Raw genomic sequence first — 18887 nt, 5'->3', positions numbered from 1 at the left:
TTGATGAAACTAAAAACCATTATTGAAATTTTCTATTTAATTACTAGGTGGTCTACTAAAATTATCAGTTGAATAAATAATATATTGCACGTGGAAATACGATAATATAAATAGCTTATCAATGTGTGGTCTTACCTGTTGAGGTTTCAACAATAACAAGGTAGTTTAATCATAACTAAATCGTCATAGTCGCTTTTATGATCAAACTACATTACTTAAATGGTTATATTCAAAATATTTATTTGGCCGAGTACGCTGACAAGCTTTTATTGCTTGATGGCTGTTGCCGAGCTGATATTGCCATGATAGAAAATTTTATAGTTAAAGAACTAAAACGTTCTATGTCTGATCTTGCCTTAATTGTCGTCACACATATGCATCCAGATCACGCAGGGGCGGCAAATATTTTACGTAAAAAATATGGTTGTAAAGTAGCCGCAGCAAATGTACCAGGGCAATGGTATTCAGGAATTGACGGTAAATTAATGCATTTAACGGATATGTTATTGACGTTATGGGTAGCTGGTCGCCAGAAGAAAGCAAAAAAGTATATCTATTACTCAAGCTCCCTGACACCTGATTATTATCTAGTTGATCAGGCCATTTTACCTGGTTTTGAAGATTGGCAAGTGCACTTTACGCAAGGTCATACTGATAGAGATATATCGTTGCATCATAAAGCTAGTGAACAAATATATGTTGCCGATTTGATGGTAAAAGTTAGAGGCGCTTTTATACCACCCTACCCGGTTTTTTACCCTAATCGCTATATTGAGTCGTTAAAAAAAATTAAGGCGTTGAATGTTGAGTCTGTACTTTTAGCACATGGTGCAAAAGTTCAATTAACTGAACAGCAATGGCAACAGTTGATAGCGATAGCACCAACTAAACCTGCGACACATTGGCGTTCAGTCAAAACAAAACTCAAACGGGTGCTATTAAATCAATAAAGTAACTAATCTAAAGCTTAACTAAGCGTTTTTAAAGTAACTTGTAATAGCTAGGGTTTGGTTTTTAGCTTTGGTAAATCCAAGCTAGAAACGATTTTGACTCATTTACATTAGTAAATGAGATTAATTTTGTGCCGTTTTTATCTGTCACTGCAACATTATTTTTGTTAACAGAAATTGATTGAACGGGTGAGGCGATCGAATAGATCGTACCTTGGTATGTATAAGACATAATAAACTCTTTTAATGTGCGTAATAACGCATGAACAAAAGCTATATTATTGTGTAGTTGTTCTTTTTATATGTGAAAAATAAAAAATATTTACGAAAAAAACTCGAAAAATCAGACAATAATTTAAGCTTAATAAATTAAGTGATGACTAACTGTGAAAGGGAAAGGCATAACACGATTTTTTAAACAATCGGCTAAATAAACTAGATAGGAATAATTAACGACTGCACTATATCCCCAACAATTGACAAAGTAAACTTTTATTTTAATTTATCTTATTAATAGCGGCATAATTTAATTTTAAAACATTAGCCGCTACGTTTTTAACTTCAATGCTGAAATAATAGCCATACCTTCGATATTACAAAAATTCACCGCTTCATCTAAATCAGCTAAAGTAATACCAAGATCTTCCATAACATGTTGACCAACGAATGATTTTTTTGAATACATACCTGGGTGAGAATTTAGTAAGGCCAGCCTAGTACAGATATAAAGTAGTGAAACCGCCTCATCTTTATCTTCATTATAAGCTTGATGATATTGTTCAATTGGAGAAATTATACTTTGTGGAAGTTGCCATAAATTTAATAATTGCGCACTACAGTCGGCATAGGTAAAACCAAAAACATCTTTTTGCCTTTGCCATGGGGTTTCATTTTTATCATAGCCTTGACAATATTGAGCCTTCTTAGGATCAGATTGCATAACGACTAATTCACCAATGTTATGAAGTAAGCCCGAAACAAATAAACCTTTAGCATTCTTAATGCCTTTTTTCTGCGCTAAGAACTTACACAACAATGCACAATCAACACTAATTTCCCAAAACCTATCCATATCAATAATACTAGTATCAATCGCTGAAAAAGCCGTGGTTGCACCATAGGTGTTAATTAAATTGTGAACTTCATCAGTACCAAGAATAGATATTGCTCTTGAAATGCTGTCTATTTCTCGAGGAAAATTAAATAGCGCACTATTTGCAACGTTTAGGAGTTTAGAAGATAACGCAGGATCTAGTGCAATGATATTGGCAATATCTACCAAAGTTGATTGCTCGTCATCCATCATCTCTTTTAAGCGTAAATAAACATCGGGTAAAACACAGAGTTTCTCTGCTTTTTCTGCATATTCAAGCGCTGTCGTTAACATCTCTTTCTCCTATTTATGCAATTTAACATCACAAAATAAACTGTTAATATATTCAGTCTTAATGTACTTAAAACAATATATGCTTCTGTATGTAGTGGTCAACTTAAATTTCCCCAAGGAAAATATTCACACCATAATATATTTTCATAATCGTTGGGTATTAGTTTTGAGTAATAGCAGTTTGAAGTGGTGTAGTTATAGTAGATAAAATAAACACATAAGCTATACTTGTTTGTATTTTAAACACTTTACATTTACGATACTGTGTATAGGCATTTACGATAAGTTTAGTATCAATAGCTTCGCCAGCTGTCTAACAAATCGGAAGTTAAGACATTAAAAAATATGACCTCGTATAATTTCAATACTTAAGGATAAGAGATATATGAAACGGCCAAAAATAAGGATTTTTTTGATAAGTATTTATACCTTTTTTTTGATCCTAATTTCCGTGCCTCTATTAGCAGAAGAAAAACTTGTATTTGCCACTCATGCTAGACCTCCCTTAAGTTTATATCTAAAAGAAGTTATTCAAGAAGCGCTAAAACCTTATTCGATTGAAATAAACGTAATTGAAATGCCGGGTAGCAGAGTTATTTCCCAAGTAAACAATGGTTATGTTGATGGGGATCTATCTCGAGTTATAAATTTTAAAGATATTTCAGATGCCGACACTTCTAACTACGTACTGGTTAACGAACCTATCGTATTAACTGAAATTGTAATGATTACCTTGGCGCAAAAAAAGATCACCCGCCCGATTACATGGGAATCTATCAACCAAGGTAAAGTATCATTTCTGCGTGGCTCGAAAACGATAAGAAAGTATCTCAAAATAGAAAATCGTGTTGCAGTTTCTTCCAATAAGCAAGTGTTAGAAATGGTCGCGAAAAAACGAGTAAATTCGGCCATCATGTTTGCATCAGTTGCAAAAAATCTATTAAACCAGTTTCCTGAATTAAATAAACAATTAATGATACAAAGCCCTGCAGTACTTTCATTTCATCTTTTTACCTATCTCAATGAAAAACACGCGGCATTAATACCGAAACTTGAACTTTCGTTGAAGCAACTTAAAGATAACGGTTTTTTAGAAAATACCGCCAACAAATATCAGGTAACTGCAGCAAGCGCCGCAACGTTATCAGCGGTTAGTCTATTGCCGAAAATTAACGCCTATAGACCAATGCTATACAATGAATAAAACTTAACTATCAAGATAGCGATAACGGCAGCTAACTCACTCACTACAAGTCCACTTTGTTTCTTCACTTCTATTTGTACCTATATACGTTTTAGATTTAAATCGCCTACGAAGTAAGCAGAACCTTCTAGCATCTGCTTAGACTGCACCAACCGTTAGATACCTTCACAGTGATAACATTTAACTCCACCAATGAATATTATTTAGATTGGGCAATAAGTTGTCAGGAATTGATCCTCGTATCTATACGAAAGTAGTCGTTATAAATATTAGAGTTAACAGCAACGGCTCCGAAAAAAAAGACATCCAGTTTCGTCTCAAAAGTTCGATGAGCAGCTATGATAGGCACTGTCGGATTAGATATTGCCCCTCAAGTCATTACAATGTTAATTTCACATAACAACAACGGAGAATTTTCTGAAAGTTACAGTAAATAAAGCATGTCAAAATCATCAACTTATCAAGTCATTCTTCACTTGGGAGAATTGGCAAGATACGTACCTATTTTCTCCAGGCAGATACGATTAGCAATCGAAAAACGGTAAGTAAATAAAGTGCCATGTTTGGGTTATTCCCCAAACCCGACATTGTGTTCAAAAAACAGACGATTGTCAGGCCTACTCATAGTCGCTAATATTAGAAAATTTATTCAAACCTTGCCTTTATATTTCGTATATTGTTAATAGATTTATCAGTGCGTGCCCTGTTACATTACATAGACTCTTTTCAAGGATAGGAACATGACAATGAAATATATAGTAATAGCACTATTATTTTTTTCGTTTGGCGTAAAATCATCTGCAGATTTTAGCCAATTAGAGACGCTTTTTATTCAGTGGCGTACTTTTGAGGTAGCGCCGTTGCACGAGCTTGCACCTGACTATCGTAAAAATACTTTCGAAAAACGTCATGTAAAATGGGCGCAATTTAAACAGCAATTATTAGCCTTTGATAAATCAGCATGGACCGTTGCACAACAAGTCGACTGGTTTGTAATGTTAGCAGAACTTAATGGCTATGAATTTAATGAGACAGTGCTAAAACCATGGCAAAGAGACCCAGCGTTTTACAAGCAGGTATGGACATATAAAAGTGATGTGCCTGCTCACGAGGGACCTACTCCCCATTATGTTACTGAACTATGGAGCTATTCATTTCCACTGACTGCAAGCGAGCAGAATAGGCTTAGCAACGACCTATCTCGCATAAAGCCTTTTCATATTCAAGCTAAAGAGAACTTAACAGGCAACGCCAAAGAACTCTGGATAGCGGGTATACGTGATATTCAAGAGCAGCACAAATCACTGTTAACTCTTCAGCCACAAATTGATAGTACGAATAATGCTCGGCTCATAAAAGAGCATAAAGAAGCACTGCAATCAACCCGCCAATTCGTTGTTTGGTTACAGCAGCAAAGTACAGATAAAACCGGGCCTTCAGGACTTGGAATGGCCCAGTATAGTTGGTATCAAAAGCACGTACATTTATTGCCTATGACATGGAAAGATGAAGAAAGACTTTTACGCCGTGAGCTTGATAGGGCTTGGTCTTCATTAAAGTTAGAGGAACAAAGAAATAAAGACCTCCCCCCTTTGAAGCCGGTCAAAAATTCTGCAGAGTATGATCTATTAGCAAATCGTTCAGCTGCGTTTTTTCTTAAATTTTTGCATGAAAAAAATATCCTAACAGTAGCTGATTACTTTGCACCTGCCCTTTACGAACGCTTAGGTAACTTTGTGCCCGAAGCAACACGAAACTTTTTCTACATCGGCAGCCACCTTGATCCAACCCCCTTGTATTCGCATTTTTATCACTGGTTTGAGCTAGCTATAATTGAAAACGAACCTAATCCAAGAACCATGAGAAAAAATGCCCTGCTGTATAATATATTCGATACGCGTAACGAAGGCACTGCCACTGCTGTGGAGGAAATATTTATGCATGCTGGTTTGTATGATCACAATCCCAGAACACGGGAAATTGTTTGGATTATGCTTGCTCAGAGAGCAGCTCGAGGGCTTGGTTCACTGTACGCTCACGCCAATCAAATGACGATGGAACAGGCAGGTAAAATCCATATGAACTACACCCCTAGAGGATGGATGAAAACAGAACCTGAATTACTTATTTTTGAACAACATCTTTATCTACGTCAACCGGGTTATGGTACCAGTTATGTTACGGGTAAAGCTTTGCTAGATACTGCAATAGCGCAAAAAGCAAAGTTAGTCGAGGAACAGGGTCGCAGCTTTGCTTTTAAGCAATTCTTTGACGAATTGAATAGCATAGGAGGAATACCAATCACTTTAGGAATGTGGGAAATGACCAACAATAAACCCGCTTTTCTAGCGGAAGTTGAGGCTGTTGCAAAAGAGCAACTGTAATTTACTATTACGTATTCAAAGTTGCCCTTATGCAGGTGAATCTTGATGATGGTAAGTTGCAATAGTAATGCTAAATTTATCTCGCTCTGTGGCACAAAGCGAGATAAATTTAATCTCAATATAGCTTGGTCTGTGCCCATGACTGACGCTTTAGCGACGTTCATCAAGGTTAACAGCTCCGACACAGCGATCGTTCGCATCAATTGATTTTTGTGACTTTTCAATGCTCAAAAGATGTAGAGCTACCTTTGCCCTGATAGACAACTAAGCCAACACAGCAGTTAGACACAATACTTCAAAAGCATGACTTTAAAATGAACAAAACGGTTATAAATGGCTTATCACAATCAACATATCAGCCATTTTTACTTAAACAGAACTAACTAAGCTGAGCTTTATAGCAATTAGCATCAATACAAATCCTGATACTTTATCAACTTTTTTCTTTTGTCGATTGAAACGAGGCAATATACTTGGATGTGATAACAATAAAACCACACCGCCATACCAAATAAAATGTGCCAACATAATGATCAAACCATAACTTACTTGCATTATTAACGGAGTATCTATCGACACAACTTGCGTAAAAATACTTAAGAAGAAAATAGATGTTTTAGGGTTTAATATATTGCAAGTAAAGCCTAAACGGAATGCCATAAAAGGTGACATTTGAGTCGTAGGGTTACTTTGATTTTTATTTAAACTCTCGCGTGTTGTTAATAACTGCCAAGCAATATAAATAAGATAAGCCGCTCCTAGAAATTTAATTGCTGAAAATAACCATGGCGAATTTGCTATCAATACTGCTAATCCGGCAATAGAATAGCTAGCATGAATACAAACAGATAAACACATACCTAAGCTCATATATAAACCTGCCAAACGGCCATTGTTGATGCTCGTACGCGTCACCATCACAAAATCAGCACCGGGTAACATAGCCATAAAAATAGCAATTGTGCTCACCGCTATAATTTCTGCCATATAAGTATTTATTAACAATTCCATATTTACCTCTACAATTTTAAGTATGCTCGCAGCAACTCATTTATTCACTGCAACTATGTTAATATATGAGCTATTTTAAACAATACACTTAATTGGAAAAGGACTTGTGCTTCATGGACACAAATAAATTAATCCCTTTATTATCTGATATGGCTATTTTTGTTTCTGTGGTCGAGCAAGGAAACTTTAGCAAGGCGGCAAAAAAACTTGGGGTCACACCTTCAGCAGTGAGCCGTCAAATTAGCCGATTAGAAGATGCATTAGGCATCAAATTATTACAGCGAACTACACGACAACTGGCATTAACGGAGTCAGGGAAAATAACATTTAATTATTGTAAGCAAATGGTAGAATCTGCTGATCAAGCTGTTAATGCTAGCCGCTCTGCAACATCGACAGTTAGTGGATTATTGAGAGTAGCGGCACCAAAATCACTAGCCAATAAAGTATTAAGACCACTGTTTGTTGAGTTTTTGAAATGCTATCCCGATATCCAGTTGCATTTAAAGGTATCCGACCGTATTTTAGATCCTATTCATGACGGTGTAGATTTTTTGATTCATATTAATAACACCCCCATTGAAGCCTTGGTAAACGTCAAACTTGGCCATGTTGAACATGTTGTGTGTGCTAGCCCTGATTTTCTATCCAAACACACGCTACCATTACACCCCGATGATTTAAAAAATTTAGCATGCATATGCTTAGGCGAAAATATGGCTGATAGTCGTTGGCGATTTAGTAATAAAAATCAACAAACTACGGTACAAGTGACAGGGTCATATCTAATTAATCACAGTGAAATGCGCCGAGATGCTATTGAACAGGGCTTTGGTGTTGGTTCTTTACCAGATTATATCGCGCAACAGGGTATTGAAACAGGGAAACTCATTCCATTGTTAGAGGACTGGCAGTTACAAGGAAATTATCAAGGTGATATTTGTTTGCAGTATGTGCAAAGTAAATACCTACCTAATAAAAATCGCGTTTTTATCGACTTTATGAAACAAAAGTTACTTATAATTCAGCCTGGTTCGTAAGTGGTGGTTCTGTTTTGTGGTAAAATTTAGTGTTTACAACGAAAAATCATCTGAAGCTTCAATCAGACTTATTCATCTTTGTGGCTTTATCCGCTTTGCAGACATTCAGTTTTATAAATTATTATGAGTGGCTTGATAATTACTTACGTTGCGTACATTAGTACCTATAAAGCGTTTCATCCATCCAGAGCAAAAGAGAATTAAGTAATCCCCATAGCACCGAATTAAATTCCTGCGGTTTTCTCATTGTAAGCTTTTAGACATCTGCCATGTGATGATGAGTTGTTGATAGGTTTTGTGCATTAGCTGGTATCTCAAAACCTTAACAAAGTGAACGCTAAGGTTTTTCAGTCGTGACAATTTATTCATGAGCCTCAACTTGATGGCTCAAACTAATTTGAACCTTGTTCCTTGGTGGTAAAAAGGGTACAGAAATCATCTTAATCACATGTTCAGCAATACCTGCACCATTGTCATGTCTTAATGGGACCGAGTTATAATGATCAGTAAATCAGTAGCAGAACCAGTAGTATTAACCAAGGCTACTAAGCTTCTATTATTTGTTAGTGCTATTTAAATTTTATTTTATTATGACGTTATATTATCAATAATGGTCGCTTTTTTACTATTTTTACCAGCCATCCTAATTTAGCCTTATTGTAGATTTGCTAAGAAGTAACTGCAAACGGTTTAAACTAAACAATAATAATGAAGGGTAAATAATGAAATTTAAATTAAAATATGTTGCTGCAGCAACAATATTAGCATTGAGTACAACAGCTGCTCAAGCGGGTAACCCAACATCAAAGCTAGATGTAATCGTGAAGTTGAATGCTAACTTAGCAGTGTCTGGTCACGAGTCAAACAAAAGCAATGCCAAAAATATTGCTGCTGGTATGGGCGTAGGAGCAGTTAAATTTTCATATGGCTCGGCATTTTTTGGTTTTGCCGCTTCAGTTACTGAAGGTCGTTTGAACGCTTTGCGTAATAATCCTAATGTTGCCTCAGTTGAATTTGATGGTGAAAAAAGCATTAACAAAGGAAAGCCTGGTTCTGGTGGCGGTACTCCTTCCCCACAAGTGATGCCTTGGGGCATTTCGCGTACTGGCGCAGACTCCAATAGTAATAACGGTGCTGGCGTACATGTTTATGTACTAGATACAGGTCTTGATTCCGATCATGCAGACTTAGCTGGCAATATTGGCAACGGTATGGCTTTTGAAAACTGTAAAGGTAAAGACTGTAGTCAACCATGGGATGACGATCATGGTCACGGAACTCATGTTGGTGGAACGATAGGCGCAATTGATAACAGTCAAGATGTTGTCGGTATGGCTCCAGGTGTTACATTACATGCTGGTAAAATCTGTTCAAGCCGTGGCTCATGTCCTAATTCAAGTACAATTGCTGCGCTTGATTGGGTTACATCTGAAGTAACAGCACGTGGCGAAGCCGCTGTTGTTAATATGTCTATTGGTGGCGGCGGAAGTGTAACAGGTACCTGTACTAATAATGGTTTTACTGGTATTGATTCATATCATGAAGCGATTTGTAATGCTCGTAATGCTGGTGTTGTTGTAGTTGTTGCCGCTGGCAACGACAGTGATAATGCTGAAAATTACACTCCTGCTGGTTACGCTGATACTGTAGTAACAGTTAGTTCAGCCAAAGAAGGCGACGATTGGAATAGCTTCTCAAACTGGGGGATTCAAAGTGCAAGCTGGACTAGTAATAATTCTGCACCGGTAGCTATTGCGGCACCAGGTGGTAGCATTTTATCACTTCGTAAAGGCGGTGGAACAACAACAATGAGTGGAACGTCTATGGCATCTCCACATGTTGCAGGTGCGGCGGCTCTTTATTTAGCAAGCAACCCACAAGCAGCAAATGGCAGTGCTTTTGTAAATACGCGTGCTGCTTTATTACAATCAGCTGAAAGTACAAATGGCTTTAGCAATACTTCAGGCGACCCGCACACAGAAGATTTTCTAGATGCAAATAATCTATAATTTTTAGTTAGTTAACAAAACTTATAGTAAAGTCCTAACGTTAACTCGTTAGGACTTTTTTAATTTTTAGGGAGGCAGTCACTTAAAACGGTTACTTCAATATTGTAGCCAACTATTTTTCTACAATCCGTGTTTTTTTATCAGTAGGAATAATTAAAGTTACATATGCTTTCCAACCTCAACTTCGAAAATTTAAATTATCAGATTAGTACCGATATACATTATGAAACTAACCATTATTTGCTGAACCAGTCGATAAATGAAGGTGATTTCAATTCCTTCAATATGCTAATTTCTGAATTTGATGGCTTTATTGAAGGTAAAAATTACTCCACTGGTTTTATAATGAAAATAGGGAAATTTTATTCAGATAACGATGCGATCAAAGAAGCGATTATTCTTTATAAATCGGAGTTAGTTAAGAACCCCGAGTCTCAAAGAGTAATCGACGAGTTATTTAGAATAACCGATAAGCACCAATCATAGAAATCGGTAGCTATACTTCTAAATTGGTACACACTACGTGAGACGAAAAACAGGCTCATAGTTAACATTCAAAGAGATTATATTAACGGTAACTTTGAGCTTTAAAGACGACGTAGTCCTTGGTTATTCCTTATGACAAGTTTATTGAGAAAGCCGACCTAATTTAGACACGTATTTATCACAATAAATAGTATGTTCAGCTACCATTGCCATCAGTCATTAAGTTGAAATGTGATGACTGCTTGGTGAAAATTTCATATTAAAAAGCCATGAAAAATATCATTTCATAAACCCTTTTGAAGAGTGAAAATCCTATTTTTATACATTTTTCAAACGAGGTAAAGAATAAACCTATCGGTAAAACACCTTGAATTAATAGCTATTCTGATTTACTCATGATTATATAATAACCTGTATAAATTATACGCTGATGCACTCATTTGATGCTCCTACCTCACGTATTAACTATGAGTATTAATTTAAACAATACTCAAGCGTGATAACAGGTCTAACTTTCTATAAGGATATTGTGCTACCCATGACATATACAACTCCTGTTCAAAACTTACTAAAGCAGAGTAAAAATAATCCAGACAAGGTTTATTTGCACCAACCCATTGAAAGGCATTGGCAAAAGTTCACTTGGGCAGAGGTAGAGCATCAAGCACGTTGTATTGCAAAGGGCTTACAATCGCAGGGATATGAAAAAGGTTCGCGAATAGGTATTTTATCAAAAAACTGTGCCCATTGGATTATCAGCGATTTAGCGATAATGATGGCTGGCTATATACCTGTAGCAATTTTTTCAACTGCGCACCACAACACAATAAGCTTTGTAATTAAACACGCAGACTTGAAAGCCATATTCGTAGGTAAATTAGACGACACAAGCGCAGCCGAATCAGCAATTAATAGCGATGTACTGCGTATAGCTTTTCCTTACCCTACCGCTTCAACTACAGAATCATTTACGTCTTGGTTAAGCAAATATCCGCCTATTGAAAACGTTCATCAAGCGTCGATAGATGATACCGCCACCATACTTTATACGTCTGGTTCAACGGGCGAGCCGAAGGGTGTTGTATTAACCTATAAAAACTGGATGTCGGCTGCACAAAGCACAGCATTAAAATTTAATATGACGTCGAATGATCGCCAAATGTCTTATCTTCCTTTAGCGCACGTGGTTGAGCGAAGTTTAGAAGCGTCATCACTTTTCATAGGATATGAAATCTATTTTGTTGAATCTCTTGAAACGTTTATTGAAGACCTAAATTACGGTAAGCCAACCGTTTTTGGTTCAGTACCAAGACTATGGACAAAATTCCAAAGCCAAATATTGAAAAACATTCCTGAAAAAAAGTTAAACTTTTTAATCTCAATCCCAATTATTAACAAAATTATAGCTAAAAAAATAAGAACAAAATTAGGATTGGAATGTGCAAGGTACTTTGCTTCAGGTACAGCTCCAATACCTCTTTCTTTATTACATTGGTATGAAAAATTAGGAATTAATATTAGTGAAGCATGGGGCATGTCAGAGTCGTCCAGCATGTCTTGTATTAACCTACCCTTTGTCAAAAGGGACTTAGGAACAATTGGTAAGCCAATTAGTTGCGTAACGATGAAACTTTCTGAAGAAGGTGAAATTTTAATTAAAGGTGATGCCGTATTTAGTGAATATTATCGAGATACTGAAACCACCTTAGAATCGTTTACCGATGGTTGGTTTCACACGGGTGATTGTGGTGAAAATACTGCCACTGGTGCATTTAAAATTGTCGGCCGAATAAAAGATAAATTTAAAACGAGCAAAGGAAAATATGTAACGCCCGTACCGATTGAAAGTATGCTAAGCGCCAATACCGATATAGATCAGGTTTGTGTGATGGGATCAGGCTTAAAGCAACCTGTAGCAATCGTGGTGTTAAATAATTCAATTTCAAAAGAAAATTCTGAGGCCGTTGAAAGATTAAAAAACATATTAACAGATGTAAATAATAAATTGGAAAGTCACCAAAAATTAGATTACATTCTCGTTTGTTCTGAGGTATGGGATATAGATAACGGGCTATTAACACCCACGTTAAAAATTAAACGAAACGCTATTGAACAAAAGTATATGCAATTAATAAATGGTGAGTTACTCGGTGATATTATTTGGGAATCCGAGATAGCTAGCATATAAAATGAACGTTAATTCTGTTGATGGCGTTCTTATTTATGATAATCAAAATTCCACAGTCGTCTTTGAGGCTTGAAGCGACGTTAGGATTAGCTAGCTGCTAATTTCCGCTTAGCGCACAAACCTGACTTAATTCATTGGTCAAAACCAACCCGTTTTATGTTCACTTTGATACGATAGCGGACGCTAGCCTTACCTTATATAACGGCAGCTATTACGATAAAAAGTTAATACAACGATTAACGACATATTAATTCTATGTACATGTGCCCACTATTATCGAAATAAAAACGCCTCTGTTAAGCAAAGGCGTTGTAGTTTCCTATTTAAAAGAAGATAACAAATGTCTCTGACTTTTTTCATTTTATAATTACTAGTCTAAATAATGCTTAATAGCTAGCTATTCGTTAATCGAAAATTTTTCCTTCCATTGAGCACAGCGTGCATAATCACGACTCTCGTAATGATGAATAGCGGATGAAAGTTCAATGTTGAAATCACCATCGTTATCACTTCCAATTGCGGATAAAAGCATCGTGTACCATGCCGTTATTCCGCCAGAAGGTGGCGCTTTGAATTTAGGGAAGTCAGGCTCATTATTTGTGCCTGTTAGCCAGTCATTCGCAATGTTTGGGTTAATGACTAATGCTCGCGCTAAACCTACAAAGTCGACAGCGCCAGTTCCCAGTGATTCTACAGCCTGATCGCAAGTTTTAAAGCCTCCCGTTACCATTAAAGGTATAAGCGTTAGACATCTTGCTTTTGCTGCAAATTCGATAAAATATGGCCCATTTGAAGCTCCTTCAGAACTAGGTTTTGCTCCTGGGAAATAAGACCCCCCACTTAATTCTATTAAGTCAATCGAGGTATTATCGAGAATGCGGATAACTTCTAACGCATCCTCTTGTGTTAAACCACCCTCCAGCTGATCTGTTGAGTTAATTTTAATTCCTATAGGAAATGAATCACCAACCGCATCTCTGACCTTATCAATTATCTCCACAATAATTTTGCATCGTGCAACTATAGAACCACCATACTTATCTTGACGATGATTGAATAGTGGAGATAAAAACTGACTGAGTAAAAAGCCATGACCTGCATGGATTTGAATGCCTGTGAAGCCAACGTCTTTCGCGATCATTGCTGCTTTAGCATATATTTCAGGTAACTGAGATACTTCTACATCCGACATTCCGGCACACTCAAAATTATCAAGATTGAGGGCGGAAGGCCCTTTGGGTTTACTTATGGGTAAATGAGACAACCCTCCAGCATGACCTAACTGAGGCCATATATGAGCGCCATTAATTGAGGCCCGTGAGGCTAAAGTACGTAACATATCTAGATCTATTCCCTTTTCTAAAACTAAGTTTCCTGGTTTTTCAGGATAACGGTGGTCTACCTGCACCTCTCCTATAATAGATAACCCAACTCCACCCTCAGCCCATCTTTCATAAAGCCGAACTTGAGCATTTGTAGCATTACCTTCACCATCGGCAAGCGAATCTGACATTGCTGACTTTACCAATCTATTTTTAATAACTGCGCCACATGGTAGTTGTAGTGAGTGATTAAGCAAATTTTCAAATATAGCTGAATTAGTCATCATTACCTCTTGTTAATCAATATATTTATAAAGAATTTAAGACATTATCAACCATTTTCTATAAACTAAAAACACATCAATACTTAAGACACTATTAAAAATAAGTTTACAATGAACATATCAGATCTAAGTCTATTTATTCGAATCGTTGAAACCAGCAGCATAACTGAAACTGCGAAACAGTTGGGTGTAACACCTCCTGCTGTCAGCTCCGCTCTTAAACGATTAGAAAAACAGCTAGATGTTCAATTGTTTATAAGAACAACTAGACAACTACGTATTACTCCACAAGGAGAACAATTTCTACACCATTGCCGACAGGCGTTGAATAGCTTAGAGCAAGGGAAAATAGCAGCTCATCAGATGCAAGGTAAGATAAGCGGAAAATTACGATTATCGGTTTCCTCGGATTTAGGGCGTAATATAGTTCTTCCTTGGATTGATGAATTAGCAGAACTTCACCCTAGCTTATCAATAGATTTACATGTAGGTGACTCCCTCTCAGATTTTGTGCTAGATCACGTTGATGTAGTCCTTCGTTATGGTAAACCCAAAGACTCAACAATGGTTTCATTTCTTATTGCAACTATGAATAGGATTACTTGTGCATCTTCGGGTTACCTATCTAAATATGGTGAACCTTCACAACCTGAAGATCTAAGAAAGCATAATTGTTTACTATATAAGAGAGATGGATATCTATTTAGTAATTGGGAATATATGGATAAGTCAGGAAACTATAGAGTCAAAGTTGGGAGTAATAAAGTAAGTAACGATACAGATATTGTTCGACGTTGGGCTATTAGCGGAAAAGGCATAATAAATAGAGCACATATTGATGTATTTTCAGATTTAGGCAGTGGAAAATTGGTACAGATCCTTTCCGATTATCAGTCACCATCAGTAGAACTCCACCTAATCTGCCCAAGTAGAAAACAAGTCAGCCCAGCAGTAATAGCATTAAGGGAATTACTTAGATACAAGTGCTCGCAAATACTTGGAGGTTGATATCTACTTACTAAATTATAATCGCTTATGTCTTCTGTAGGCTCCGAATTGCCGTTAGTAACTCAAAAGCTAACGTCTTCTTTTGGCTATTTGTTGACCCAAAGAATAATCAACAGCTATCGTCAGCAAAGTTCGAGGAGCGATCATTAAGAATTTGAGGAGACCCGTGCTTTTGGATGTTGAGAATTTTTTAATGTAAGATAAAGTAATTCCATCATTAACCTCAACCAGTTCCATGATGGAAGACACCCTCAAATAAATAATTACAAGAGATATTGCACAGTCATATGAAGACTATTCTTACTTTACTATTGATATTCTCTTTCTCATCCCTATGTTCTGCTAAAGATAAAAGAGAACCCCGTGAAAGTATCAGAATTATAGGTGTGGAAAATTCCAGTCCATTTAGTTTTACACTTCCAGATGGCACAACTACAGGACTTTACCTTGAATATTGGCGTCTTTGGTCTAAATCAAATAATATTCCCATCGAAATAGTCATGCAACCATTCGATGTTGCAATGGATACAATAAAAAATAAAGGTGCAATAATTCAGGGCATCTTCATTAATGATAAAAGAAAACAATGGGCTGATTTTTCAAATCCTATTCATAACCTTGAATCAGGAATCATTTTCAGCAATAAGTATGCTAAAGATATTAAGTTTTCAGGATTATCAGATGCAAAAGTTGCTGTTCAAGCTGAGAGTTATCAAGAAAGTTATATTGCCAAAAAATATCCGTCACTCAAGCTTGTAAAGTATGAAAATACTTCAGAAGGTATTAAAAAGTTACTTAATAATGAAGTTGATGCCGTTGTTGGAGAAATTCCCAACCTAAAAGTCGAATTAACGATATTAAGACTAGATGGTGTATATACCATCTCTGACGAAGTGTTATTAAATAATACTGTCCATGCAGCTTTAGCTAAAGGACAACCTAGTTTATTAAAAATAATAAACGATGGTATCAATAATATACCAATACAGTCACTCATTGAATTAGAAAAGAAGTGGTTACCGTCCATAAAACCTTTTTTTAGCAATAACACATTTCTTACCAGTTTAACCATGGCAGAAAGAAAATGGTTGCTACAACTTCCTTCTCTAAGATTAGGTATAAATTCCAACGGGCATCCCTATGAATATGTTGATGATAACGGTGGTTTTTCAGGTCTATCTTCCGATTATATTGATCATATAACAAAGGCACTTTCATTAAAGATTGAAGCAGAAAAAAACTATAGTTGGGTTGAATTGCTCACTGCCGTTAAAGATAATGAAATTGACGTTATGTCAGCCATTGTTAGAACTCAAGAGCGTGAAAAGTCAATGCTTTTTACCGAGCCATACTTTTCTTCACCCACCGTACTAATTTCTCGTAAAAATGGATTTCATGCAGATACCTTAGAGAGCTTGAAAGGGCGAGCCATAGGAATTCCTTCTGGGTATGCTTTAGTGGAGTTTATTGAGACTGATTATCCTGAAATAACAATAATTCCTGTTGATTCAATCACCGATGGGCTTAGTAAATTAAATAATAATAAGTTCGACGCCTTTATCTCTGAGATTTCAAGCGCCAACTACACCATCAATAAAGAACAATTTGCTGATCTCATTATCACAGGTTTTTCACCCTATAACTTAGAAATATCTATGGCAGTGAGAACTGAATTAGAGCCACTGGTCGGCATTCTCAATAAAGTTTTTCTGAGTATAAGCGAAAAAGAAAAAACTGCGATTGCTAATAATTGGTTGGCGGTAAAGGTACAAACAGGTATTAAATTATCAACCGTTCTTCTTTGGGTACTTCCCATATCCTCATTTATAATGCTGATTGCCATTTTAATATTTGTCCGTTTGAACCGAAAGCTCAAGCTTGAAATTATTGAAAATGCAGAGCATCAAGAGCAACTACAGCGAATGGCTCATTACGACGTACTCACCAATCTGCCTAACCGTGTATTACTAGCTGACCGTCTGAGCCAATCCATGGTGCAGTGTCAACGCCGCAATAAGTCATTGGCCGTTGCATTTATGGATTTAGATGGCTTCAAAGCCGTCAATGACCGCCATGGCCATAATGTAGGAGATGAACTACTCATTGAAGTGGCACATCGCATGAAAGAAGCATTACGTGAAGGTGATACGCTGGCACGTATTGGCGGTGATGAATTTATCGCAGTAATGGGTGATTTAGAAAAGTCCAAGGATAGTGAGCCTGTATTAAAACGACTACTAAAGGCCGCTGCTGACCCTGTTACTTTGGGCGATGCTGTAATGCAAGTTTCAGCCAGTATTGGTGTCACCCTCTACCCACAAGACGCTGCAGACGCAGACCAACTCATACGTCACGCCGACGAAGCTATGTATATCGCTAAGCTCGCAGGCAAGAACCGTTATCACCTGTTTGATACCGCCCAAAATAATGCTGTCATTATTCGGGGGCAAAGTATAGCTGATGTTCGTTCAGCTTTGGATCGACGAGAGTTTTTTCTGCACTATCAACCCAAGGTAAATATGAACACCGGCGAAGTGATCGGCGTAGAAGCGTTAATTCGCTGGCAGCATCCTGTTCGTGGTTTAGTCCCACCTTTAGAGTTCTTGCCGGCGATAGAAGGTCACGCCATTAGTCTGGATCTGGGTGAATGGGTTATAGCCACTGCTTTGAGCCAAATAAACCAATGGCAAAGCATTGGCGTTAACCTGCCTATCAGTGTCAACATTAGTGCTTATCAATTACAGCAAGATAACTTCACCACTCGCCTATCAGCATTATTGGCAGCCCATCCCGAAGTTAACCCGCACTATTTAGAAATGGAAATACTGGAAACCAGTGCGTTAAATGACATCAGTCAGGTGTCTGCGACCATGAATGCTTGCCATGAGCTGGGCGTAGGCTTTGCCTTAGATGACTTTGGTACGGGATATTCGTCACTCACTTATCTTAGACGTTTACCTGCGCACATGATTAAAATCGACCAGAGCTTCGTGCATGACATGTTAGAAGATGAAGACGATCTAGCGATTGTTAAAGGCGTTGTTGGCTTAGCTAAAGCATTCAAGCGAGAAGTAATTGCAGAGGGAGTCGAAACAATCGAACACGGAGTAGAACTGCTGAAACTAGGCTGTGAGTTGGCGCAGGGTTATGGCATTGCTCGACCCATGCCTAGTAGTGGTATTCCTGAGTGGATATCTAACTGGAAAGCGGATGACTCTTGGCAAGCTTATAAAGGATAACTGACTTGACCACTGAGCCTCACCAGAAATGATATTTTAGAGTAGTCTGGTATGTCCGCTATGGCTATCAGTTGACCTAAAGAATAACCAGTAGCTAACTTCTCCAATGCGCACAAAACGGACATTCTCAGTTATTGAAAACAAATTAGAATTGGATTGCTTTGTGCTAAAAGCCGACGAAAGAAAATAGTACCGAGGGGTCCCCTTAGAGAGTTAAGAGGGGGATTCACCTATAACATCTTCCCAACACCTCATTCTTTTCATGTTATTGATATTCCTCAGTGACAAGTTTACCTAGATCTTAATTAATGCTTTAATATACTTAAGTGCTCTGATTTTAAGCTAAGTAAATATTGGAAACCATCAGGAAAAGGA

General features: G+C 37.2%; 12 protein-coding genes. 8 read left to right on the top strand and 4 right to left on the bottom strand.

From position 1 onward, the window contains the following. Nucleotides 1-200: 200 nt before the first annotated feature. Nucleotides 201-950 (top strand): MBL fold metallo-hydrolase, encoded by a 750-nt coding sequence (locus tag H4J38_RS07085; RefSeq protein WP_182131250.1) that lies wholly within the window; start codon nucleotides 201-203, stop codon nucleotides 948-950. Between the two features lie 64 nt (nucleotides 951-1014). On the opposite strand, the gene H4J38_RS07080 is transcribed toward H4J38_RS07085, so the two are convergent. Together H4J38_RS07080 and H4J38_RS07075 are read right to left on the bottom strand one after the other, a co-directional pair. Further along, complete coding sequence (locus tag H4J38_RS07080) at nucleotides 1015-1182, bottom strand: hypothetical protein (protein ID WP_182130918.1); 168 nt, start codon at nucleotides 1180-1182, stop codon at nucleotides 1015-1017. Nucleotides 1183-1497: 315 nt separating this feature from the next. Then, on the bottom strand, nucleotides 1498-2337 hold the full coding sequence (locus tag H4J38_RS07075; protein ID WP_182130916.1) for an HDOD domain-containing protein: 840 nt from the start codon (nucleotides 2335-2337) through the stop codon (nucleotides 1498-1500). 436 nt (nucleotides 2338-2773) lie between these two features. On the opposite strand from H4J38_RS07075, the gene H4J38_RS07070 reads away from it, so the two are divergent. Both H4J38_RS07070 and H4J38_RS07065 read left to right on the top strand, forming a co-directional pair. After that, the gene (locus tag H4J38_RS07070; RefSeq protein ID WP_220465472.1) at nucleotides 2774-3541 is read left to right on the top strand and encodes an ABC transporter substrate-binding protein; all 768 of its coding nucleotides are present in this window, start codon (nucleotides 2774-2776) and stop codon (nucleotides 3539-3541) included. Between the two features lie 746 nt (nucleotides 3542-4287). Further along, nucleotides 4288-5925: a DUF885 domain-containing protein gene (locus H4J38_RS07065; RefSeq protein WP_259365432.1), complete on the top strand. Its 1638-nt coding sequence runs from the start codon at nucleotides 4288-4290 to the stop codon at nucleotides 5923-5925. A gap of 369 nt (nucleotides 5926-6294) precedes the next feature. Here the strand turns inward: H4J38_RS07065 and H4J38_RS07060 are convergent, their stop codons facing one another. Then, a complete protein-coding gene (locus H4J38_RS07060; protein ID WP_182130910.1) occupies nucleotides 6295-6936 on the bottom strand; it encodes a LysE family translocator in 642 nt (213 codons plus the stop codon). Nucleotides 6937-7049: 113 nt separating this feature from the next. Here H4J38_RS07060 and H4J38_RS07055 point away from each other — a divergent pair, with 113 nt between their 5' ends. The 3 genes from H4J38_RS07055 (at nucleotide 7050) to H4J38_RS07045 (ending at nucleotide 12659) form a co-directional block, all read left to right on the top strand. Continuing rightward, a complete protein-coding gene (locus H4J38_RS07055) occupies nucleotides 7050-7976 on the top strand; it encodes a LysR family transcriptional regulator (RefSeq protein WP_182130909.1) in 927 nt (308 codons plus the stop codon). Between the two features lie 722 nt (nucleotides 7977-8698). Next, a complete protein-coding gene (locus tag H4J38_RS07050) occupies nucleotides 8699-9985 on the top strand; it encodes a S8 family serine peptidase (protein ID WP_182130908.1) in 1287 nt (428 codons plus the stop codon). Between the two features lie 1024 nt (nucleotides 9986-11009). Next, the gene (locus tag H4J38_RS07045) at nucleotides 11010-12659 is read left to right on the top strand and encodes an AMP-binding protein (RefSeq protein WP_182130907.1); all 1650 of its coding nucleotides are present in this window, start codon (nucleotides 11010-11012) and stop codon (nucleotides 12657-12659) included. 397 nt (nucleotides 12660-13056) lie between these two features. Here H4J38_RS07045 and H4J38_RS07040 read toward each other — a convergent pair whose 3' ends face one another. Next, complete coding sequence (locus H4J38_RS07040) at nucleotides 13057-14265, bottom strand: NADH:flavin oxidoreductase/NADH oxidase family protein (protein ID WP_182131248.1); 1209 nt, start codon at nucleotides 14263-14265, stop codon at nucleotides 13057-13059. A gap of 111 nt (nucleotides 14266-14376) precedes the next feature. Between H4J38_RS07040 and H4J38_RS07035 the strand changes: the two genes are divergently transcribed. Beyond that, nucleotides 14377-15273: a LysR family transcriptional regulator gene (locus H4J38_RS07035; protein WP_182130906.1), complete on the top strand. Its 897-nt coding sequence runs from the start codon at nucleotides 14377-14379 to the stop codon at nucleotides 15271-15273. Between the two features lie 386 nt (nucleotides 15274-15659). Further along, a complete protein-coding gene (locus tag H4J38_RS07030) occupies nucleotides 15660-18512 on the top strand; it encodes an EAL domain-containing protein (protein WP_182130905.1) in 2853 nt (950 codons plus the stop codon). Nucleotides 18513-18887 lie beyond the last annotated feature (375 nt).

Source organism: Colwellia sp. BRX10-3 (assembly GCF_014077505.1).
Taxonomy (GTDB): domain Bacteria; phylum Pseudomonadota; class Gammaproteobacteria; order Enterobacterales; family Alteromonadaceae; genus Cognaticolwellia.
Note: the sequence above shows the minus strand (reverse complement) of the source record. Positions and strands in the feature narration are given on the sequence as shown.